Source organism: Nocardia sp. NPDC049707, from assembly GCF_040674855.1.
Taxonomy (GTDB): domain Bacteria; phylum Actinomycetota; class Actinomycetes; order Mycobacteriales; family Mycobacteriaceae; genus Nocardia.
In genome coordinates this window covers 1-20,711 of record NZ_JBFANN010000038.1, presented here as the reverse complement: position 1 = coordinate 20,711, position 20,711 = coordinate 1, and the positions used below count along the sequence as shown (strand labels likewise).

The following is a 20,711-nucleotide window of genomic DNA, read 5'->3' as shown; positions in this document are numbered from 1 at the left end:
TCCAATTATCCTGCGGCCAGCACCGATCAGTTCGTCTGGGGATCCTGTGCTTTCACCGGACCGATCCGGTTGGGCGGCCAGATCTTGAAGACCGTCTTACCGCGCACATTGTCGATCGGGACGGTGCCCTGCAGGTTATCGCTGACGTGGGCGCGGGAATCTCGCGATTGATTGCGATTGTCGCCCATGACCCACAGGTTGCCCTCGGGCACTTTCACCGGACCGAATACTCGGCCCGCAGGGTAGGTCGCGTTCTGCTGGCCGGGGTACCACGCGAAGTCGTTCTCGACGTACGGCTCGTCCAATGGCTTGCCGTCCACCAGAATCCGGCCCTGCGGGTCGCAGCACTGTACCGTCTGGCCACCGACGGCAATCACGCGCTTCACCAGATCGTTCTCATCCGGTGGCACCAGGCCGAAGAACGAAAAGAAATTCTGCACGCCACGAACGACGGTGTTGTCCGAGCGAATCGACCGAAAGGTGTCGTTCCACGACGGCGGACCGACGAAAACTACGACATCGCCCGGTTGGGGGTCGCCCCAGTAGTAGCTGGGCTTCTCGACATAGATACGGTCGCCCGTGCATCCTGTACAACCGTGCAACGTGGGTTCCATCGACTGCGATGGAATCACGTACGGTCGTCCGACAAACGTGACCATCAGCGCTGCGATGACCGCCGCGATCACGATGAGGATCGGGAGTTCCTGCCAGAACGGACGTTGTTTACGCCCACGCTGCTTGCCGTCGGATCGCCCCGCTTTGTCGTCGTCCGGCTCGGACACCGCCCTCAACCCACTTTCGTCTGCCACGCCGACCAGATTAGCCCGCTGGTTTGGAGTGCCGCAGCGAGTACAGCCTCACTCACCGGCATCGTACGGTGGTACTGCCGCAGTGATGCGTATACACGCTGAGCCTGCCTCGGACACGCACTGCTGGCGGAGATTGCCAGAACCCGCTTCTCCGACTTCACACGTACGATTCCCCACCCTGGCACCTGGCTCAGTTTGACTCTGCCACAAAGGATTTCAACACAGCATCGCCAGCTGGTCAACTTTCCGGCAGAGCCGTCGACGTCTGTCGACATAGTGCCCCGCACCTCGGGATCTCCGGACATAAGAAAAGCCCGACATCCAATGATGCCGGGCTTTCCAGGAACCGCGTGTGGCCTGATGACCACAAACTGCCACGCCGAGGGCGCAGCGGCTCGACTCAGCGCTTTTCCTTGATCTTGGCGGCCTTGCCGCGCAGATCGCGCAGGTAGTAGAGCTTGGCACGGCGGACATCACCGCGGGTCACGACATCGATGTGGTCGATGTTCGGGCTGTGCACCGGGAAGGTACGCTCCACGCCGACACCGAACGACACCTTGCGGACGGTGAAGGTCTCGCGGATGCCACCGCCCTGACGCCGGATCACGACGCCCTTGAAGACCTGGATGCGCTCCTTCGAGCCTTCGATGACCTTCACATGCACGTTGAGCGTGTCGCCCGGACGGAAGTCGGGGACGTCGCTGCGCAGCGACTTTTCGTCGACGAAGTCAAGGGTGTTCATTTCATCCTTCTGATGTTTGCGCGAGCAGAGGACCCTGGCGGCACTCGCGTGCTCGACCGGTTCATGCTCCGAATAAGAGGTGCTCCGTGGGTTGAATGTACCCAGGGCAACCTGTGCATTGTGCCAGATCGGCGGCTCGCGGGAAAAATCGGGCCGGAGGCAACGATCAATCGTGATGGGAGTGGTCGGATATCGAGGGCAGGTGCCAATGGGCGGGTGCGGGTGGGGCGGGGACGACAGTTCGGGCCAATTCGGCCTCCGCGGCCTCGCGTACGTGGACGACGTCGGGTTTTCCGGCGATCAGGTCTTGGATGAAGATCTTGGCTCGGATCACCGGGCGACGGTAGCGGCGTTCGCGGACTATGGCCCGATACATCAGACGTCGCCTGCCCGGATAGCGCCAGCGGGCCCACGGCGCGCCCGGTCTGCTCAGGCGGAATGCGCCGACCACGAGTAGCGGCAGGAAGAACATGCCGAACAGGCCGGTCCAGATCTTGCCCTTGGCAATCACGATCGCCGCCAGCCCGAGATTCACCACGGCGAAGCAGACGACGAAGATGCGGACTTCGGTGCTTGGGTCGCGCCGGAAGTCGTTGATATCCAATAACCACAGCGGATGGAACCCGAGCAGTAGCAGTCCGGTCACCGCAAGCGCAACGAAGACCGCGTCGACCGAGGTGCGGCCCTGCTCCTCCCAATACACATCGCGCAGATAGAAGATCAGCGCGAATTCGTCGAGGGTCAGGGCCGCGCCGACACCGAAGGATGCGGCGAGCAGGCTCGCAGTGAGCGTATCGGCGCTCTCGTACATGGTGACCATCCCGATGCCGGACAACAGCACCAGGATGACCCCGAACACCATGTGGTGGATGTGCACACCGCCGGAGCGCAGATTGCCGGGCCACCAGCGGACCTGCTTGCGGATCAATCGGACGCTGAGCCGGATCAGCAGGAAGCCGACGATGAACCCGAGGAGGAAGCACAGGAGCGGCAAGCGACCGTGCGCGATCACATCATCTTCGAGCCACCGTCGCATTGCCGCCCACAAACCTCCGCCCGTATCGCCCTACTGCCCGAAACCAGCGCGCCGCAGCGCATCCGCCATCGATCCGCTCGGTGCGGGGGTGCTGCGCCGCTGGTTGCCCTGGTTGCGGCCCTGGTTCTGCTGTCGGCCCTGGCCCTGTTGCCTCCCCTGACCATTCTGCCGCTGTGCACCGCGGTCCTGCCCGCCCCGACCGCCTTGGCCACGGCCGCGACCATCGTCGCCCTTGGCCGGAGCGCCCGGCTCGTCGTCCAGCCGCAGCGACAGTCCGATGCGCTGACGTGCGACGTCGACCTCGAGCACCTTCACCTTGACGACATCGCCGGACTTCACGACCTCGCGCGGATCCTTGACGAAGTTGTGCGACATGGCCGAGACGTGCACGAGTCCGTCCTGGTGCACGCCGATATCGACGAATGCACCGAATGCGGCCACATTGGTGACCACCCCCTCGAGCACCATGCCCGGCTCCAGATCCGCGACCTTCTCCACGCCCGCCGCGAATTCGGCGGTCTTGAACTCAGGACGCGGGTCGCGGCCCGGCTTCTCGAGTTCGGAGATGATATCGGTGACGGTGGGGATACCGAACTTCTCATCGGTGAAATCGGCGGGCCGCAGCGCGCGCAAGGCCGTGGTGTTGCCGATCAGTTCCGCCATGCCGCGTCCGGTCGATTCCAGGATGCGCCGCACCACCGGATACGCCTCGGGGTGCACGGCGGAGGTGTCGAGCGGATCGTCGCCCCCGCGGATGCGCAGGAAGCCCGCGCACTGTTCGAAGGCCTTGGGGCCCAGGCGGGGAACGTCGAACAGCGCGCTACGACTGCGGAAGGGCCCATGCTGATCTCGGTGCGCCACAATGCTTTCGGCGATCGAATTGGCAATACCGGATACCCGCGACAGCAGCGGCACCGATGCGGTATTCACATCGACGCCCACCGCATTCACCGCATCCTCGACCACCGCGCCCAACGAGCGGGCCAGCAGCGTTTCGGAGACATCGTGCTGGTACTGCCCGACGCCGATGGACTTCGGGTCGATCTTCACCAACTCGGCCAGCGGATCCTGCAGCCGGCGGGCGATGGATACCGCGCCGCGCAGCGAGACGTCCATATCCGGCAGTTCCTGCGAGGCATACGCCGATGCGGAGTACACCGAAGCGCCGGCCTCGGAGACCACGATCTTGGTCGGCTTGTGCTCCGGAATCCGCGAAATCAGTTCGGCGGCAAGGGCATCGGTCTCGCGCGAGGCCGTGCCGTTGCCGATGGCGATGAGCTCGACGCCGAAGCGGGCGACCAATGCGCCGAGTACGGCCAGGGACTTCTCGCTCTGGCCCTGCGGCTTGTGCGGGTAGATGACCTCGGTCGCGACGACCTTGCCGGTGGCATCGACGACAGCGACCTTGACGCCGGTGCGGTAGCCCGGATCCAGGCCCATGGTGGTGCGGGTACCCGCGGGCGCGGCCAGCAGCAGGTCGCGCAGGTTCGCGGCGAAGATGTCGACGGCGTCCTTCTCGGCGGCCTGACGCAGTCGCATTCGGGTGTCGATGCCAAGGCTCACTTGCAGTTTCGTCCGCCACGCCCAGCGCACCGTATCCAGCAGCCAGGTGTCGGCGGCCCGGCCGCGATCGGCGATATCGAACTTCACCGCGATGCGGCCTTCGTAGATGGACCGCTCGCCCGGCTCGAGTTCTTCGGTATCGGGTTCGAGCTGCAACTGCAGCATCTCTTCCTTCTCGCCGCGCAGCAGCGCCAGGATCCGGTGTGAGGGCAGTTTGCTGAACGGCTCGCTGAATTCGAAGTAGTCGGCGAACTTCGCGCCCGCCTCTTCCTTGCCGGGACGCACACTCGAGCTGACCTGGCCGCGGTTCCACATCAGCTCGCGCAGCTCGCCGACCAGGTCGGCATCCTCGGCGAACCGCTCGACCAGAATGGCGCGAGCACCGTCGAGCTGTTCGGCGGTGTACTGCGCGGGATCGGTGGTCGGATCGCCGATCAGCGCATCGGCGACGGGTTCGTGACCGGCCTCGCGGGCGATCTGGGCCTTGGTGCGCCGCTTCGGCTTGTACGGCAGGTAGATGTCCTCGAGGCGGGCCTTGGTCTCGGCGGTCATCAGCTGCCCGAGCAGCGCGTCATCGAGTTTGCCCTGGCCCTTGATGGATTCGATGATCGCGGCGCGGCGCTCGTCGAGTTCGCGCAGATAGCTCAGACGCTCGTCGAGCTGGCGGAGCTGGGCGTCGTCGAGGCCACCGGTGACCTCTTTTCGATACCGCGCGATGAAGGGCACGGTCGAACCCGCGTCCAGCAGCTCGACGGCGGCCCGGACCTGGGTCTCGCGCACGCCGAGTTCATCGGCGATGCGCCGGCCCACGCTGGCCAGAGCTGTGGTCGCGGCCGGTGCGGCGGCGGTCGTGTCGGTGTTCGTCGCTGAACTGGCGATCTCGGGCGCTGTCGTCACGCCCGAGACACTACCGTTGTCACCTGACAAACAGCCCACGCCCAGGCATACCGGCCTGCTCGCGCGCCTCCCCCGGCCTTTTGCCGGTGGTGAGGTGCTCGAAGACTATCGTCGTGAGCCGGCGGTCGCGCCCCAGGCAAAGTTTCGGACGTTCCCGACGAGTTACCCCATGTGCTCATGAAATCAGTCGTCGCGGTCCGAAGATATGAGCAGTTCCGTGGCCAGCTCACGCATTTCGGCCTTGCGAATCTTCCCGGTGACGGTCATCGGGAACTCGTCGACGATATGCACATAGCGCGGGATCTTGAAGTGGGCGAGCTTGCCGGTGCAATAGGCGCGGATCGCCTCGGCGCCCAAGGGTGTTGCACCGTCCTTCATTCGGATCCAGACCATCAGCTCCTCGCCGTACTTCGGGTCGGGGATGCCGATAACCTGAGCGTCGAGGATATCCGGGTGGCCGTAGAGGAATTCCTCGATTTCGCGCGGGTAGATGTTCTCACCGCCGCGGATCACCATATCCTTGATCCGGCCGGTGATCGCGAGGTATCCGTCGTCATCCATCACGCCGATATCGCCGGTGTGCATCCAGCGGGCGGCATCGATGGCCTCGGCGGTCTTCTCGGGTTCGGACCAGTAGCCGAGCATGACCGAGTAGCCGCGAGTGCACAGTTCGCCGGGTTCACCGCGCGGCACGGTCAAACCTGTTGCGGGATCGACGATTTTCACCTCCAGGTGCGGGCCGACCCGGCCGACGGTCGCGGTGCGTCGGTCGATGCCGTCGTCGCGGCGGGTCTGGGTCGATACCGGCGAGGTTTCGGTCATGCCATAGCAGATGCACACCTCGCTCATCCCCATCCGATCGATCACCCGCTTCATCACCTCGACCGGACAGGGTGATCCAGCCATGATGCCGGTGCGCAGGCTGGACAGATTCACGTCCTTACCCGAATCCAGTTCCGCGAGTACGGCGATGAACATCGTCGGTACACCGTAGAGCGACGTGCACCGCTCCGCCGCGACCGCATCCAGGGTTGCGACCGGATCGAATGCGGGTGCCGGAATCACCACGGCCGCACCGTGACTGGTGCTTGCCAGGTTGCCCATGACCATGCCGAAGCAGTGGTAGAAGGGCACCGGCACGCAGATCCGGTCCTGTTCGGTATAGCCGCAGAGTTCGCCGACGAAGTAGCCGTTGTTGAGGATGTTGTGGTGGCTCAACGTCGCTCCCTTGGGGAAACCCGTTGTACCAGAGGTGTATTGGATATTGATGGGATCGTCCATGGACAGCGTCGCGGCAATCGCCGCGAGTCGTTCCGCGTCGATATCGGTCCGCGCCACCGCATCCCATTCGGGAGTGCCGAGTATCAGCACATGCTCCAGGCCGGGGCAATTCGGCCGGACCTGCTCGATCATCGCGACATAGTTCGCGGTCTTGAATTCCGCAGCGGCGATCAGCATGCGCACATCGGCTTGGCGCAGCACGTATTCCAGTTCGCTCATGCGGTAGGCCGGGTTGATATTGACCAGGATCGCACCCAGCTTGGCGGTCGCGTACTGGGTGAGGAACCATTCCGCGCAGTTCGGGGCCCAGATGCCGACCCGGTCGCCCTTGGCGATACCGCGTTCGGCCAATCCGGTGGCCAGTGCGTCGATCGCGGCGCCGAGTTCGCGATAGGTCCAGCGGCGACCGGTTGGACAGTCCACCAAAGCTTCTCGGTCCGCATAGGCGGCGGCCATGCGGTCGAAGTCATCGCCGATGGTATCGCCGAGCAGCGGGGTTTCCGCGGTGCCGGATGCGTAGCTCGGAAGTGCGGACATCACCGAACTCCCTGCTGCCGCAGCATGAACCGCTGCACCTTGCCGCTGGGTGTCGTGGGTAGAGCGTCCACGAAATGCACCTTGCGCGGATACGCGTGTGCGGCGAACTTGCGCTTCACCAGGGTCTGCAATTCGGCCTCGAGTTCGGCATTCCCCTCGAAACCATTGCGCAGCACCACGAATGCCTCGAGTACCTCGCCGCGCAATTCGTCGGGCATGCCGACCACTGCGGCCTCGACCACCCGCTCATCCAGTACCAGCACACTTTCGACCTCGAACGGGCCGATGCGGTATCCGGCCATGATGATGACATCGTCGTCGCGGGCGGAGAAGTGGAAGAATCCGTCCGCATCTCGGGATCCGGCATCCCCGGTCAGATACCAGCGGCCGTCGGCGGTGTAGCGCTGCGCGGTGCGTTCCGGGGCGTCGAGATAGCCGAGGAACCACAGCAGCGGGCTGCGTTGGGTATCGATGGCTACCCGACCCAGTTCACCGACCGGCGCTTCGACATCGGCGTCGTCCGCGAGCACCGCGCAATGCCATCCCGGCAGCGCCCGGCCCATCGAGCCCGCGGGTACGTCCGCACGCAGCGCGTCGTGCCAGGAATTACAGATGACCATGCCGTGCTCGGTCTGTCCGTAGTGGTCGCGCACCGCGACGCCGAGCTTCTCGACCGACCACCTCACCACATCCGGCGTCAGCGGTTCGCCGGCGGAGGACGCCCGCCGCAAGCGAAGATCCGTTGGGGCAGTGGCACTATCGGCAGATAGCGCGCGGTAGACCGTCGGCGCGGCGGTGAAGTTGGTGACGCCGAACCGTTCGAGCACCTGCCAGGTCAGCGGCGCGGAGAAGGCGGCATGCAGCAGTAGGCTGCGGATACCGGAGGCCAGCGGGCCCAGAATCGCCCAGTACAGTCCGTATGCCCAGCCCGGATCCGCCGCATTCCAATAGACGTCGTCCGGGCGCACGTCCAGCGAAAACTCTTGGTACGCATGGAATGACGCGAGCGCACGCACCGGAATCGGCACGCCCTTCGGCGTGCCCGTCGTGCCGCTGGTGAACAGTTGCACCAATAGGCCGGCCCCGCCTACCTGCGCGGCAACCGCTCGCGGATCGTCGGAGGTATGCGCGGCAAGCAGATCCGCGAACCGCAGTGGGGTGGTCGTCGCCGGTTTCGAAGCCGTCGGATCGGCGCTCTCAGCGGCATCGCCGACCTTCCCGGCTTCGCCATCAGCCCGAGGTGCGGTCGCGTCGGCCGCCGGGCCGTCCCCGGCGATGATGACCCGCCAGGATGGATCGGCTGGGATGTCATCGCTCGGTGCCAGCTTTGTCGCCTGACCGACGTCGGCGATGACGATCGTCGCGCCGCTCGCGGCCAGCCGGAAGGCGATCGCGGGTGGGGCGAAGGCGGTGAAGAGCGGGACGTGAACCGCGCCCCGGCGCCAGATGCCGAGCAGCGCCACCACCAGATCGGCGGACTTCGACATGAGCGTGGCGACGCGGTCGCCCGGTTCGACGCCGAGGTCGGCGAGGGCGACGGCAAAGCGCTGAGAGCGCTCGCGCAGCTCACCGTAGGTGAGATCAGTCGAGGTCAGATCGGGGTCGACGATGGTGAAGGCGACTCGGTCGGCGGGGTGCCGGTCACACAGCAGATCCGCCGCACTGACGTCGGGTCCGTCGTAGTTCTCCAACAGCTCACGCACGCGCGCGTTCAGGTCCGCAGTCATATCGCCTCTCCTCATCGGTGATCCAGGCCACCTCGATCTCCCATAGGATGTGGGTCACACCATGTCCAGCACTACCCCCGAAAAGGGGTGAGTCTTTTGATTCACACCACCGCGCTGCTGCGGCCGCGCGACGGCGATGCGTTGCGCGCGGAGATCCGCTGGGTGGCGAATACGGCCGGCGTGCCGGTGGTGTTCGGCGGCGAGGTGCACGACGACGCGCTGCTGCTCACCGAATTCGTCGGCACTGTCACCAATGGCCTGCGCGGACTGACCGTGCTGCGTACCTCCGGGCTGGGTGGCCGGGTCATAGATATGCGCCGACCCGCCTCGGTTACCGACTACCGCAACGCCTCGGAGATCACCCACCACTACGACGCTCCGGTCTCCGGCGAACGCATCCGCTCGGTGGTCGCGGTGCCCGTTGTGGTCGACGATCGCTCCCGTGCGGTGCTCTACGCCGCCACCCGCGGCGCCACACCACTCGGCGACCGCACCGCCGATCTGGTCGTCGCCGCCGGCCGCCGCCTCGCCACCGAGATCACCATCCGCGACGAGGTGGACCGTCGCCTGCGCCTGCTGGAAATGACCACGCCCGCACCCGATACCGCATCCGCCATCGCCGAGGAACTCCGTGAGATCAATGCCGAACTGCGCGGCGTGGCCCGCTCGGCCGACGACGAAGGCCTACGCGAACGCCTACATTCGGTATGCGAACGCCTCACGCGGGTCCTGGTCGGCGCCCCACCTGCGGATGGCCCGCGCCTGTCCCGAAGAGAACTCGATGTACTCTCCGAGATCGCACTCGGCTGCACCAACCACGAAGCCGCCCAACGCCTTTCTCTAGGCCCCGAAACCGTCAAAAGCTACCTACGCAACGCCATGACCAAACTCGACGCACACTCCCGCCATGAGGCAGTCGTCACCGCCAGACGACTCGGCCTCCTGCCCTGACCGATGAACTCCCGCAGGATGACCGGTCAGCGGCCGCCGGTGCAGACGCCTTCGGGGGTGTACTGGCATGGGCGCTCGGTGCGGCCCTTGTATTGGCCGTGGTTGCTGCTGCGACCGCGCTGACCTGCACTATTGCCGCTGCGGCCGGCATCCGGCTCATGGGTGTCCCGGTCCGCGGCGACTCTGGCTTCGACGAGTTCCGGTGCGACCAGGTCCGATAAGACCAGCATCGCGCCGCCGAAGAGAGTCGAGGCCACCGCTCGACGCACTGTCCCGAACCGAGCCACTGCCACCATAGCCACCTACCGTTGTTTAACGCGCCGTTAATTAACGATACTTTCAAGAGGCGTAAAGGTTACGATTTCAGTCTTCGGTGTCGGCAAGGAGATCCGGACGCCGTTCGCGGGTCCGGGCCAGAGACTGTTCGCGCCGCCACGCGGCGACCTTGGCATGATCACCGGACAGCAGGATCGGCGGCACTTCGAGGCCGCGCCAGGAGACGGGCCGTGTGTAGCTCGGCCCCTCGAGCAGTCCGTCGGAAAATGAATCCTCTTGGTGGGATTGCTGATTGCCGAGTACGCCGGGGAGCAGGCGGACCACGGCCTCGACCATGACGAGAACCGCGGCTTCACCGCCGATGAGGACGTAGTCACCGATGCTTACCTCTTCGACGCGACCCCGGCGGGCGGCGTCATCGAAGACGCGTTGATCGATGCCTTCGTAACGGCCACAAGCGAATACCAGGTGTTTCTCGGTCGCCCAGCGTTGCGCGGTGGCCTGGGTGAAGGGCACGCCGGCGGGCGTCGGCACCACGAGCAGGGCGTCATCTGGGCATACCTCGTCGAGGGCATCGCCCCAGACCGTCGGTTTCATGACCATGCCCGGCCCACCGCCGTAGGGCGAATCGTCGACGGACTTGTGCACGTCGTGCGTCCAGCGACGCAGATCGTGCACGTCGAGGGAGATCAGGCCCTTGTCGATGGCCTTGCCCAGCAACGCCGTTCGCAGCGGCTCCAGGTACTCCGGAAAAATCGTGACGACATCGAGTTTCATGCTGTCCTCTGTCCCGGTGGATCGGCTACTCCGGATCGAGCAGACCCTCGGGTGGATCGATGACGACCAGTTGATCGGCGAGTGCGACCGTCGGCACGATCGCGGTGACGAACGGGATCAGGATCTCCCTGCCGTCATCGGCAGCGCATACCGAAAGCAGTTCTCCCGCAGCCGAATGCAGCACCTCGGTGACCTCGCCGACCACGGTGCCATCGGTGAGCTGGACGGTCAGCCCCTCCAACTCGTGGTCGTAGAACTCGTCGGGGTCCTCCGACGGCGGCAGCTCCGCACTGTCCACGACGAACAGCGTGCCGCGCAGCGCATCGGCGGCGGTGCGATCGGAGACGCCGACGAGTTGCAGGAGAAGTCGGCCCGAATGCTCTCGGGCCGACTCCACGGTGAACTCACGGACTTCGCTGGATCGCGCTGCCCGCCCACGCAGCCGCACACCGGGTGCGAAACGTGCGTCGGGGTCGTCAGTGCGTACCTCGACGACCAGCTCGCCGCGCACACCGTGCGATTTGGCGACCCGACCTACGACGAGTTCCATTTAGGCGTCGGTATCGACCACGTCGACCCGGATACCCCGGCCGCCGATGCCGGCGACCAGGGTGCGCAGCGCGGTCGCGGTACGACCGCCGCGACCGATCACCTTGCCCAAGTCGTCGGGATTGACGTGCACCTCGACGGTGCGGCCGCGGCGGCCGGTGATCAGCTCGACCCGGACGTCATCCGGATTGGCGACAATGCCGCGAACCAGATGTTCCACCGCATCGGCGACGACGGCGCTCATGGCTGTGCCTCGCTGACGCTCGGCTCCGTCATGACCACCATGGCGGCTGTGCCGATGGTTCGCTCGCTGCGCTCACTCACGGATTATTCAGCAGCCTCGGTCTCGGCAGCCTCGTCCTTCTTGGCGGCCTTCTTCTTGGGGGTGACAGCCTCGGCGACCGGCTCGTTATCGGCGGCGGCCAGCGCGGCGTTGAACAGGTCCAGCTTGGAGGGCTTCGCGGGCTTCACCTTCAGGGTGCCCTCGGCACCCGGCAGGCCCTTGAACTTCTGCCAATCGCCGGTGATCTCCAGCAGCCGCTGCACGGCCTCGGTCGGCTGCGCGCCGACGCCCAGCCAGTACTGCACGCGCTCGGAGTTGATCTCGATCAGCGACGGCTCTTCCTTCGGGTGGTACTTGCCGACGTTCTCGATGGCACGGCCGTCACGACGGGTACGAGCGTCGGCGATGACCACGCGGTACTGCGGGTTGCGGATCTTGCCGAGACGGGTGAGCTTGATGCGAACAGCCATGTGCTGATCTGCCTTTCAGTGGTTGGTCACGGCGCAATTCAGCGACCCGCACGGTCTGCGAGCCCGGTTTTGCGCTTGCAGTGTGTGACCGCCGCGCGGTACGTAACCGGAGACGGGCTGACACTTGTCCAGGAAGGACGATGGTCCATTGTGCCAGACCGGCCCCCCGCTACCGAAATCGGCGGTGACGTGGCGATGGAATTGCTGGCACCCGGCCTTGCGCGAGCCGCTGTCGGAGGCAATCGCGGCGTGATCAGCGGGGTCGCGAACCGGTTCAGCTGACAATCGACTTACCCGTTCGATAGCACATCGGCACGACGTCGGAGCGGAATTACGACGCTCGGTCGACAGCGACTCAGCGCAGATCCACCGTGTTGACGGTGATCGGAACAGGTCCCGGGGCCACGACCGTCTCGCCCGCCGCGGCGTATACCTCCTGGCGGTATCCGCTCTCACCGAGCCGATAGCCCCAGAAGCGCGCTGGCTTGTCCTCGGGCAATTCCACAACCCACAGGTACGGGACGCGCGCGGCCGCATATCCGGCGATCTTCGTATCGCGCTCCTCGCGGGTATTGCCGGGAGACCACACCTCGACAGCCAGCACGAGGTCCTCGAGCGCGAAGCTGGCGTGGTTGATACCCATTGCCTGAGCGAGATGCCCGCACAGTCAGCGGTGGGTCAGCGGTGGCCGGTGACCGGATTGTGGGTTTTGACGAGACGGCCACGCAGCACGACGTATTGGGGGGTGGCGAGGGCGGCGGGATTGGCGCGCGGGTCTTCCTGGTAGACAACGAAATCCGCGGGAGCGCCAGCTTCGATGCTCGGACGGCCGAGCCAGGTGCGGGCATTCCAGGATGCGGCGCCGAGTGCGTCGTGTTTCGACAGGCCCGCTCCGGCCAGGGCGGCGATTTCGTCGGCAATGCGGCCGTGGCGGATGGATCCGCCGGCATCGGTGCCCGCGTAGATCGGAACGCCCGCATCGTGCGCATCGGCGACGGTGCGGCGCACACGCGCGTGCAGATCGCGCATATGCGCGGCGTAGATGGGGAATTTGCCTGCGCTGTCGGCGATTTCGGGGAAGGTATCAATGTTGATCAGCGTCGGGACCAGTGCGGTGCCGTGTTCGGCCATCAGCTCGATGGTGTCGTCGGTCAGTCCGGTGCCGTGTTCGATACAGTCGATGCCCGCGTTGATCAGGCCGGGCAGAGCATCCTCGCCGAAGACATGAGCCGTCACCCGCGCGCCGTTGGCATGCGCGGCGTCGATCGCCTCCTTCAGGATCGCATCACTCCACAGCGGTCGCAGATCGCCCACCGACCGATCGATCCAGTCCCCGACGATCTTCACCCAGCCATCGCCGAACCGAGCCTGTTCGGCGACGATCTCCGGCAGATCGCGCTCATCGTCGAGTTCGATGCCGAGTTCCCGGATATACCGCCGTGGGCGGGCGATGTGGCGGCCCGCGCGGATGATCCGCGGCAACTCCTCATGCTCATCGATGAACTGCGTGTCGATCGGCGACCCCGCATCGCGCAGCAGCAGCGCACCCGCGTCCCGCTCGATCTCGGCCTGCGCGATCGCCCCCTCCCGATCCTCGTGGCCTCCGCCGTAGCGGATCCCGACATGACAGTGCGCATCGACGAGTCCGGGCACGATCCACCCTGTGCCGCACAGTGTTTCGGCCCCCGCGACGGGCTCGAACGACACCAGCCCATCCCGCACCCACAGGTCACGCACCTCGTCATCAGGGAGCACCACACCCCGTAGATGCACAGCAAACCTCCTCGGCGTCGTCGGCACTGTCGCAGCGCGACGCCGAAACGCCCTACTTCTTGGGGAAATTCAGCTTGGACAGGTCGAAACCCTCCAGCCCGGGCGGCAACTGGTCCAACCCGGCGGGCATTCCGGACAGATCGGGCATCCCCGCGGGCATACCGGGCATGCCAGGCATACCGGGCATACCGGGGAGTCCGCCGCGCATCTTCGGCGGCGTCGGTCCGCGCCCACCCTTCTTGCCCTTCTTGCCCTTCTTCGCATTACCGCGGCGCGAACCGGGCAGGCCCATCTGGCGGCCCATCATGGCCATCATCTTCTTGGCGTCGAAGAAACGGTCGACGAGCTGGTTGACCTCGGAGACCTGCACGCCGGAGCCATTGGCGATGCGCAGGCGGCGAGATGCGTTGATGATCTTCGGGTTCGCACGTTCGGCCGGGGTCATACCGCGGATGATCGCCTGCACCCGGTCGAGCTGCTTATCGTCGACCTGGGCCAGCACGTCTTTCATCTGCCCCGCACCGGGGAGCATGCCGAGCAGGTTGCCGATAGGGCCCATCTTGCGGATGGCGAGCATCTGATCGAGGAAGTCCTCGAGCGTCATCTCGCCGCTGCCGATCTTGCGGGCGGCTTCCTCGGCCTGCTGCTGGTCGTAGACCTGCTCGGCCTGCTCGATGAGGCTCAGCACGTCACCCATACCGAGGATGCGCGAGGCCATCCGGTCCGGATGGAAGACGTCGAAGTCCTCGAGCTTCTCACCGGTGGAGGCGAACATGATCGGCGCACCGGTCACATTGCGGACCGACAGCGCGGCACCACCGCGGGCGTCACCGTCGAGTTTGGTGAGCACGACACCGGTGAAGCCGACGCCGTCGCGGAAGGCCTCCGCGGTATTGACGGCGTCCTGACCGATCATCGCGTCGAGCACGAACAGCGTCTCGTCGGGCTTGACCGCATCGCGGATGCCGGCAGCCTGCGCCATCAACTCGGCGTCGATACCGAGACGACCGGCGGTGTCGACAATGACCACGTCGTACTGCTTGCTGCGCGCCTCCGCGACACCGGCGCCGGCCACCGCGACCGGATCGGCCGCCGAAATGCCGAGCGGATTCTCACCACCGCCGATGGAGGTGCCCGGATGCGGCGCGAAGACCGGCGCACCCGCGCGCTCACCGACCACCTGAAGCTGGGTCACCGCGCCGGGACGCTGCAGGTCGCAGGCCACCAGGAGGGGTTGATGCCCCTGTCCCTTCAGCCATTTCGCGAGCTTGCCCGCCAGGGTCGTCTTACCGGAACCCTGCAGACCGGCGAGCATGATCACCGTCGGCGGGTTCTTGGCGAGGGTCAGCCTGCGGGTTTCGCCGCCGAGGATCCCGATGAGCTCCTCGTTGACGATCTTGACGACCTGCTGGGCCGGATTGAGGGCCGCGGAGACCTCCGCCCCCTTGGCCCGCTCCTTGATCTTGGCGATGAAACCGCGCACCACGGGCAGCGCGACGTCGGCCTCGAGCAGGGCCAAGCGAATCTCACGACAGGTCGCGTCGATGTCGGCCGGTGACAAACGCCCCTTACCGCGAAGATCCTTGAGGGCACCGGTAAGCCGGTCGGACAGGGATTCGAACACCGATCGCGCTCCTGATCTCGTGGGACGTCACTTGGTATCCCAGGGTAATGGGACTCGCCCCGGCGCGAGCGACGGGCCCGGAGGAGGAAGCGCAGCGTAACCACGGAGCGACCCGCGAGCGCCATTATTGCAAACAGTGCTCGCGCAAGCGGTGCTCACTTCGCGGAGCTATTCCAGCGCGCGGCGGCGCGGTTTGGCGGTTTTGCGGTAGTCGTGGTTCTCCTGCGCAACCATGAAAACCGCCTCTCGACCAGTGAGACCGAGCTCGAGGGCCATATCGTCGAGCATGGCCCAGTCGGCATCGGTGGGCACATCGTGGGTGGCGACAGTGGTGGCAATTGTCATAGCGGTCACAGCCTGCTGTCCGGACAGGGTCCGGCCGGGCAGCCAGGAAACCACCCACCGATCACCGCCGACGCAACGCGCCATATGCGTGGTCTCGTCACTCGTCATCATCGATGCCGAAACGACTTCAATTGCCACCGACCTGCTCCCCTCATGCTCGCGATAGCCAGACGCTCTGATAGTAGGGTGCGTCGAGCCCGCTGCATACGCTTTCAGCAAATCATGTGCAAATGTCAACCATCCCGGTCAGGAGCCCGAGTTGGTACCGGGTGGCCCGACTCCCTCCGGTGACTTCGGGGCCGGGCGCGGAACCACGCCCATAACCGCCTTTTCGATGGTTTCGCGCCGCTCCGGAATATCGACGCCGAGATCGAGACCGAAGGCGTCGACCACCACGGACCCCATGGTCACCACCTTCGCCCAGCGCACATCGGCGCCGCACTGGGCAAATGCCGCGGCCAAACGGCTGAGCAGGCCGATCCGGTCCTCAGCGCGCACTTCGAGGACCACCTGGCCGGGGGTCGAGGTCGCCGACCAGATCACGCGGGGCTGCGCCTGCGCATAGGGACTCGGGCGAGCCCCGATGGCCTCGCGCTCCCGCTTCGCCAGCAGCGCCGACAGATCCAGATCGCCCGCGGTCGCCCGGATCAGCTCCTGCCGTAACAGTCCACCGTCCGGCGGATCACCGAACTTCGGGGAGACCACGAAGCTATTGATGGCCGAGGCACCTTCGCCACCGACAGTCGCCGAGAGCACGCGCAGCGAATGCACCGCCAGCACCCCGGCGGCATCCGAGAGCAGACCCGGCGTATCCGGCGCGATCACGGTGACCGTGTAGGTGTACTTGCCCGCGCCGGGCCGCAGATCCACGTGCACACCGCCCGCCGCGGCCTTGGCGAGCAGTTCGGGTGCGATCGACTCCGGCTGCGGCAGCTCGCCCCCCGCCATGACCAGGCGGCAGCGGCGCACGAGTTCCCCGATCAGCGAGGCCTTCCAATCGCCCCACACACCGGGTCCGGTAGCCAGCGAATCGGCCTCGGCCAAGGTATGCAGCAGTTCGAGCAGTTGCACGTCGCCGCCGAGGGCATCGACGACGAATTGCACGGTGTCGGGATCGGCCAGATCGCGCCGAGTCGCGGTGTCGGGCAACAACAGATGGTGGCGCACGATGGCGCTGAGCGTTCGCACATCCGATGGCCACAGGCCGAGCCGCCGCCCGATGTGGGTGGCCAGTTCGGCGCCGACAATGCTGTGATCACCGGCCCGGCCCTTGCCGATATCGTGCAGCAGCGCACCGAACATCAGCAGGTCGGGACGCGCCACGCGGGTGCTCAACACGCTCGCGTAGGCGACTGTCTCCATCAGGTGCCGGTCCACGGTCCAGGTGTGCAGCGCATCGCGCGGCGGCAGGTCGCGCACCGCACCCCATTCGGGAAGGAGCCTGCCCCACAAGCCCGTTCGGTCCAGTGCCTCGACCGCATCGATGACACCGCGACCGGCTCCGAGCAGGATCAACAGGTCGTTGAGCGCATCTTTCGGCCAGGGTTCACGCAGCTCCGGCGCATCCTCGGAGAGTCGATTGAGCGTGGTCGCGGACATCGGCAGCCCCGTCTGCGCCGATGCCGCGGCCACCCGCAGGATCAGTCCGGGATCGCGCTGCGGCCGCGCATCCCGCGCCAACACGACCTCCCCCGCGTGTTCGACCACCCCCTCATCGAGTGGTCGACGAACCGGCATGCGTCGCAGCCGAGCGAGGCCTCGGCGCGGTAGCGCATTGGCGGCGGTGCGCAGGCCGACATCGACGGAATAACTCACCGTCCGCGCCGAATCGCTCAGTGTGCGAGCGAGATCGAAACGGTCACCGATGCGCAAGGCCGCGCCGATCTCGTCGGCATCCTGGGCACGCAGCTGATCGCGCGCCCGGCCCGCCACCCGATGCAGCTCCGTGCGAACATCCAGCAAACGGCGCCGCGCATGCTTCAGACCGCCGCCCGGCACGTCCGGCCCGAGCCCCGGCATCGCATCGGTCAGCTGGGCGATGGCGAGCGCGTCGAGCAATTGGATATCGCGCAATCCGCCGCGCCCGTTCTTCAGATCGGGTTCTGCGCGATGGGCGATCGCACCGCTGCGCTGCCATCTGGTCTCGGCCTGTTCGATCAATTCGTCGAAGCGCGACCGGATTCCGGTCCGCCACTCCCTGCGCACTCCGTCGATCAGCAGATTGCTCAGCTCCATATCGCCGACGATGTGCCTGGCGTCGAGCATGCCAAGGGCCGCGACGAGATCGTCGGAGGCCACCCGCAATGCCTGCGACACGGTGCGCACGCTGTGGTCGAGCTTGATATGCGCGTCCCACAGCGGATACCAGAGCTGATCGGCCACCTCGGCCACCCGCGCCGGATCGACGTCATCGTGCAGCAACACCAGATCCAGATCGGAATACGGCAGCATCTCCTTGCGGCCCAGACCACCGACGGCGACCACCGCGAGACCGCTGTCGCGGTCGATGCCGAGTTCGGTGCCCTTGGTGGTCAGCCACAGGTCGAACAGATCGACCAGCGCCGAACGCAGAGATTCCGCGTCCAGCCGCGGATTACGGGGCAGCCCGCCCTCGAGCAATTGATTGCGTGCCCGGACCAGGTCGGTCGCGTCATTGGAGACGTTCGTGCCGACATCCTCGGTTACCCGTCTGCCGTCTTGCTCATGACTACCCACAAACCACCGTCCATCCACATGCGTACGGCCCCGCCCCAACCGGGCTATCCGGTGGGAGCGGGGCCGCCGCTCGATTTCGATTTGCTCGAGTTGGATTGCGACGCTTCCGGGCCCCTATGTGGCCACGCTGCGCTACCGCCTCCGGGTCCGTCGCACGCGTCGCGGTTACAGAGCGTCGGTACCGCGTTCGCCCGTCCGCACTCGGATGATCGACTCCACCGGGGTCACCCAGACCTTGCCGTCACCGATCTTGCCGGTGCGGGAGGCCTCGACGATCACCTCGACGACCTTGTCGACCGAGGCATCGTCAACGACCACCTCGACCCGAACCTTCGGCACGAAATCCACGGAGTACTCCGCGCCGCGGTACACCTCGGTGTGGCCCTTCTGGCGGCCGTAGCCCTGCACCTCGCTGACGGTCATGCCCAGCACACCCGCCTGCTCCAGCCCGGACTTGACGTCCTCCAGAGTGAACGGTTTGACGATTGCGGTGATCAGTTTCATGTCGTCATGCCTCCTTGACGGCGGTACGTGCCGTGCCACCCACAGCAGCGAAATCGTATGCCGTTTCAGCGTGCTCGGATTCGTCCATGCCCACCGACTCGGCTTCCCCGCTGGCGCGCAGCCCAATGGTGAACTTCACGATATAGGCAACGATCAGGGTCGCGATGAAGGAGAACGCAAGTACCGCACCGGCACCGACAGCCTGCCGCCACAGCTGGTCGAAACCGCCGCCGTAGAACAGGCCGGTCTTGCCCGCGCCCGCCTCCGGAGCTGCGACCAGGCCGACCATCAGGGTGCCGATGATGCCGCCGACGAGGTGTACGCCGACCACATCGAGTGAATCGTCGAAGCCGAACCTGAACTTCAGGCCGACCGCCAGCGCACAGACCGCACCGGCCACGAAGCCGATCGTCAGGGCGCCGACCACGTTGACCGAGGAACAGGACGGAGTGATCGCGACCAGACCGGCCACCACACCCGAGGCCGCACCCAGCGAGGTGGGCTTGCCGTCGCGAAACTTCTCCACCAGCAGCCAGGCCAGCATCGCGGCGCAGGTCGCAAGGGTGGTGGTAATGAAGGTCGAACCGGCCAGACCACCCGAGGTGACCGCCGAACCGGCGTTGAACCCGAACCAGCCGAACCACAGCAGACCGGCGCCCAGCATGACGAATGGCAGGTTGTGCGGACGAAACGGGGTGCTCGGCCAGCCCTTGCGCTTACCGAGGACGAGTACCAGGGCCAGGCCCGCCGCACCGGCATTGATATGGACCGCGGTACCACCGGCGAAGTCGACCGCGAGCAGCTTGTTCGCAATCCAACCGCCCTCGTGCACGACATTGCCGTCGGCATCCTTGACGTCGAAGTCGAAGACCCAGTGCGCGACCGGGAAGTAGACGACTGTCGCCCAGATACCGGCGAACAGCATCCAGGAGCCGAACTTCAGGCGGTCGGCGACCGCACCCGAGATGAGGGCAACCGTGATGATCGCGAACATCAGCTGGAACGCGACGTATACGGTCGCGGGAATGGTGCCCGCGAGCGGAATGTTCACGGCCTCGGTGGTGACGGTGCCCGCGGCATCCTTGACCTCGGCAACCGAATTGCCGCCGATCAGACCCTTGAGACCGAAAAACTGCGCCGGATCGCCGATCACGCCGAACTTATTGTCACCGAACGCAGTCGAGTATCCGTATAGCGACCACAGCACGCCGACCAGACCCATGGCGCTGATGCTCATCATGATCATGTTGAGCACGTTCTTGGAGCGGACCATGCCGCCATAGAAAAACGCCAGGCCGGGCGTCATCAACAACACGAGCGCTGAACTGGCCAGCATCCAGGCGGTGTCACCGGTGTCCGGTGCACCGGTAAGGGGAAAAGCCACCTTAATGTCCTCCTCATCTCGGGCCCAGCCGACTCCGGCAATTGGACCTGCACAGAAGGGTCCTTATTCGGTGTTTCATCCGTGATGATGCTGTGTTTCGCCTAAGTGACGCATGGGACAGTTGTGTTGCTACCGCGTTTCCTAGTGGTACATGCGGCGACAGGCAGCGCGGACAAACCACACCGGAGCGAGTCTTACGAGCGACCGTTCGCGGCCCGTCTCGCGTCCGAGTCATCGAAGCACGCGCGACCGACAAGACTCGAGTGCCGATACGCGTACGTCAGGTGCCGAACGACCCGCCATCACCGACCACCACGGAGCGAGTCTTACGAGCGACCGTTCGCGGCCCGTCTCGCGTCCGAGCCGTCGAAGCGCACCGGAGCCCGCTACACCCTGAGTACTGACGAGGAGCAGGACAAGGAGGATGTGGCTCGAAGTGCCGGCTCGTGGTTGCCGCGACGCGCTGGC

Annotated in this window: 19 protein-coding genes; 1 reads left to right on the top strand and 18 read right to left on the bottom strand. The window is 65.7% G+C overall.

Features of this window, described 5'->3' with window-relative positions; translation table 11 throughout:
- Positions 1–26: 26 nt before the first annotated feature.
- The 6 genes from lepB to AB0J29_RS27500 form a co-directional block, all read right to left on the bottom strand.
- Positions 27–782 (bottom strand): signal peptidase I, encoded by a 756-nt coding sequence (lepB, locus tag AB0J29_RS27525; protein WP_364792464.1) that lies wholly within the window; start codon positions 780–782, stop codon positions 27–29.
- 427 nt (positions 783–1,209) lie between these two features.
- Positions 1,210–1,551: a 50S ribosomal protein L19 gene (gene rplS / locus AB0J29_RS27520; RefSeq protein WP_011210681.1), complete on the bottom strand. Its 342-nt coding sequence runs from the start codon at positions 1,549–1,551 to the stop codon at positions 1,210–1,212.
- A gap of 166 nt (positions 1,552–1,717) precedes the next feature.
- On the bottom strand, positions 1,718–2,587 hold the full coding sequence (locus tag AB0J29_RS27515) for a hypothetical protein (protein ID WP_364792302.1): 870 nt from the start codon (positions 2,585–2,587) through the stop codon (positions 1,718–1,720).
- Between the two features lie 30 nt (positions 2,588–2,617).
- Complete coding sequence (locus AB0J29_RS27510; RefSeq protein WP_364792461.1) at positions 2,618–4,969, bottom strand: Tex family protein; 2,352 nt, start codon at positions 4,967–4,969, stop codon at positions 2,618–2,620.
- Between the two features lie 261 nt (positions 4,970–5,230).
- Entirely contained in the window at positions 5,231–6,865 is a 1,635-nt protein-coding gene (locus tag AB0J29_RS27505; RefSeq protein WP_364792299.1) for an AMP-binding protein, read from the bottom strand.
- On the bottom strand, positions 6,865–8,592 hold the full coding sequence (locus AB0J29_RS27500) for an AMP-binding protein (protein WP_364792296.1): 1,728 nt from the start codon (positions 8,590–8,592) through the stop codon (positions 6,865–6,867). The genes AB0J29_RS27505 and AB0J29_RS27500 overlap by 1 nt, the downstream gene beginning before the upstream one ends.
- Before the next feature lie 96 nt (positions 8,593–8,688).
- Between AB0J29_RS27500 and AB0J29_RS27495 the strand changes: the two genes are divergently transcribed.
- On the top strand, positions 8,689–9,543 hold the full coding sequence (locus tag AB0J29_RS27495) for a LuxR C-terminal-related transcriptional regulator (protein WP_364792293.1): 855 nt from the start codon (positions 8,689–8,691) through the stop codon (positions 9,541–9,543).
- Positions 9,544–9,569: 26 nt separating this feature from the next.
- On the opposite strand, the gene AB0J29_RS27490 is transcribed toward AB0J29_RS27495, so the two are convergent.
- The 12 genes from AB0J29_RS27490 to AB0J29_RS27435 all read right to left on the bottom strand — a co-directional run bounded on the left by AB0J29_RS27490 (position 9,570) and on the right by AB0J29_RS27435 (position 20,243).
- On the bottom strand, positions 9,570–9,839 hold the full coding sequence (locus AB0J29_RS27490) for a hypothetical protein (RefSeq protein ID WP_364792290.1): 270 nt from the start codon (positions 9,837–9,839) through the stop codon (positions 9,570–9,572).
- Positions 9,840–9,906: 67 nt separating this feature from the next.
- Positions 9,907–10,596, bottom strand: a complete 690-nt coding sequence (trmD, locus tag AB0J29_RS27485) for a tRNA (guanosine(37)-N1)-methyltransferase TrmD (protein WP_364792287.1) — start codon at positions 10,594–10,596, stop codon at positions 9,907–9,909.
- 25 nt (positions 10,597–10,621) lie between these two features.
- Positions 10,622–11,146, bottom strand: a complete 525-nt coding sequence (gene rimM, locus AB0J29_RS27480) for a ribosome maturation factor RimM (protein ID WP_364792284.1) — start codon at positions 11,144–11,146, stop codon at positions 10,622–10,624.
- Positions 11,147–11,389, bottom strand: a complete 243-nt coding sequence (locus AB0J29_RS27475; protein WP_040693288.1) for an RNA-binding protein — start codon at positions 11,387–11,389, stop codon at positions 11,147–11,149. It lies immediately after the preceding gene.
- Positions 11,390–11,472: 83 nt separating this feature from the next.
- Positions 11,473–11,898, bottom strand: coding sequence for a 30S ribosomal protein S16 (rpsP, locus tag AB0J29_RS27470; protein ID WP_063045795.1), 426 nt, complete (start codon positions 11,896–11,898; stop codon positions 11,473–11,475).
- Between the two features lie 355 nt (positions 11,899–12,253).
- Positions 12,254–12,541, bottom strand: a complete 288-nt coding sequence (locus tag AB0J29_RS27465) for a Uma2 family endonuclease (protein ID WP_364792280.1) — start codon at positions 12,539–12,541, stop codon at positions 12,254–12,256.
- 35 nt (positions 12,542–12,576) lie between these two features.
- Entirely contained in the window at positions 12,577–13,671 is a 1,095-nt protein-coding gene (locus AB0J29_RS27460) for an amidohydrolase family protein (RefSeq protein WP_364792277.1), read from the bottom strand.
- Between the two features lie 52 nt (positions 13,672–13,723).
- Entirely contained in the window at positions 13,724–15,295 is a 1,572-nt protein-coding gene (ffh, locus tag AB0J29_RS27455; RefSeq protein ID WP_364792274.1) for a signal recognition particle protein, read from the bottom strand.
- A gap of 168 nt (positions 15,296–15,463) precedes the next feature.
- A complete protein-coding gene (locus AB0J29_RS27450; protein ID WP_364792271.1) occupies positions 15,464–15,778 on the bottom strand; it encodes a hypothetical protein in 315 nt (104 codons plus the stop codon).
- 108 nt (positions 15,779–15,886) lie between these two features.
- Positions 15,887–18,355, bottom strand: coding sequence for a [protein-PII] uridylyltransferase (locus tag AB0J29_RS27445; RefSeq protein ID WP_364792267.1), 2,469 nt, complete (start codon positions 18,353–18,355; stop codon positions 15,887–15,889).
- Positions 18,356–18,520: 165 nt separating this feature from the next.
- A complete protein-coding gene (locus AB0J29_RS27440; protein WP_040868325.1) occupies positions 18,521–18,859 on the bottom strand; it encodes a P-II family nitrogen regulator in 339 nt (112 codons plus the stop codon).
- A gap of 4 nt (positions 18,860–18,863) precedes the next feature.
- Positions 18,864–20,243: an ammonium transporter gene (locus AB0J29_RS27435; protein WP_364792265.1), complete on the bottom strand. Its 1,380-nt coding sequence runs from the start codon at positions 20,241–20,243 to the stop codon at positions 18,864–18,866.
- Positions 20,244–20,711: the final 468 nt, after the last annotated feature.

What these genes read in the sequence shown, in the direction of transcription:
- rimM (WP_364792284.1), bottom strand. Translation starts at nt 11,146, where the DNA reads ATGGAACTCGTCGTAGGTCGGGTCGCCAAATCGCACGGTGTGCGCGGC.
- AB0J29_RS27490 (WP_364792290.1), bottom strand. Translation starts at nt 9,839, where the DNA reads ATGGTGGCAGTGGCTCGGTTCGGGACAGTGCGTCGAGCGGTGGCCTCG.
- AB0J29_RS27500 (WP_364792296.1), bottom strand. Translation starts at nt 8,592, where the DNA reads ATGACTGCGGACCTGAACGCGCGCGTGCGTGAGCTGTTGGAGAACTAC.
- AB0J29_RS27505 (WP_364792299.1), bottom strand. Translation starts at nt 6,865, where the DNA reads ATGTCCGCACTTCCGAGCTACGCATCCGGCACCGCGGAAACCCCGCTG.
- AB0J29_RS27465 (WP_364792280.1), bottom strand. Translation starts at nt 12,541, where the DNA reads ATGGGTATCAACCACGCCAGCTTCGCGCTCGAGGACCTCGTGCTGGCT.
- AB0J29_RS27440 (WP_040868325.1), bottom strand. Translation starts at nt 18,859, where the DNA reads ATGAAACTGATCACCGCAATCGTCAAACCGTTCACTCTGGAGGACGTC.
- rplS (WP_011210681.1), bottom strand. Translation starts at nt 1,551, where the DNA reads ATGAACACCCTTGACTTCGTCGACGAAAAGTCGCTGCGCAGCGACGTC.
- AB0J29_RS27515 (WP_364792302.1), bottom strand. Translation starts at nt 2,587, where the DNA reads ATGCGACGGTGGCTCGAAGATGATGTGATCGCGCACGGTCGCTTGCCG.
- rpsP (WP_063045795.1), bottom strand. Translation starts at nt 11,898, where the DNA reads ATGGCTGTTCGCATCAAGCTCACCCGTCTCGGCAAGATCCGCAACCCG.
- AB0J29_RS27475 (WP_040693288.1), bottom strand. Translation starts at nt 11,389, where the DNA reads ATGAGCGCCGTCGTCGCCGATGCGGTGGAACATCTGGTTCGCGGCATT.
- trmD (WP_364792287.1), bottom strand. Translation starts at nt 10,596, where the DNA reads ATGAAACTCGATGTCGTCACGATTTTTCCGGAGTACCTGGAGCCGCTG.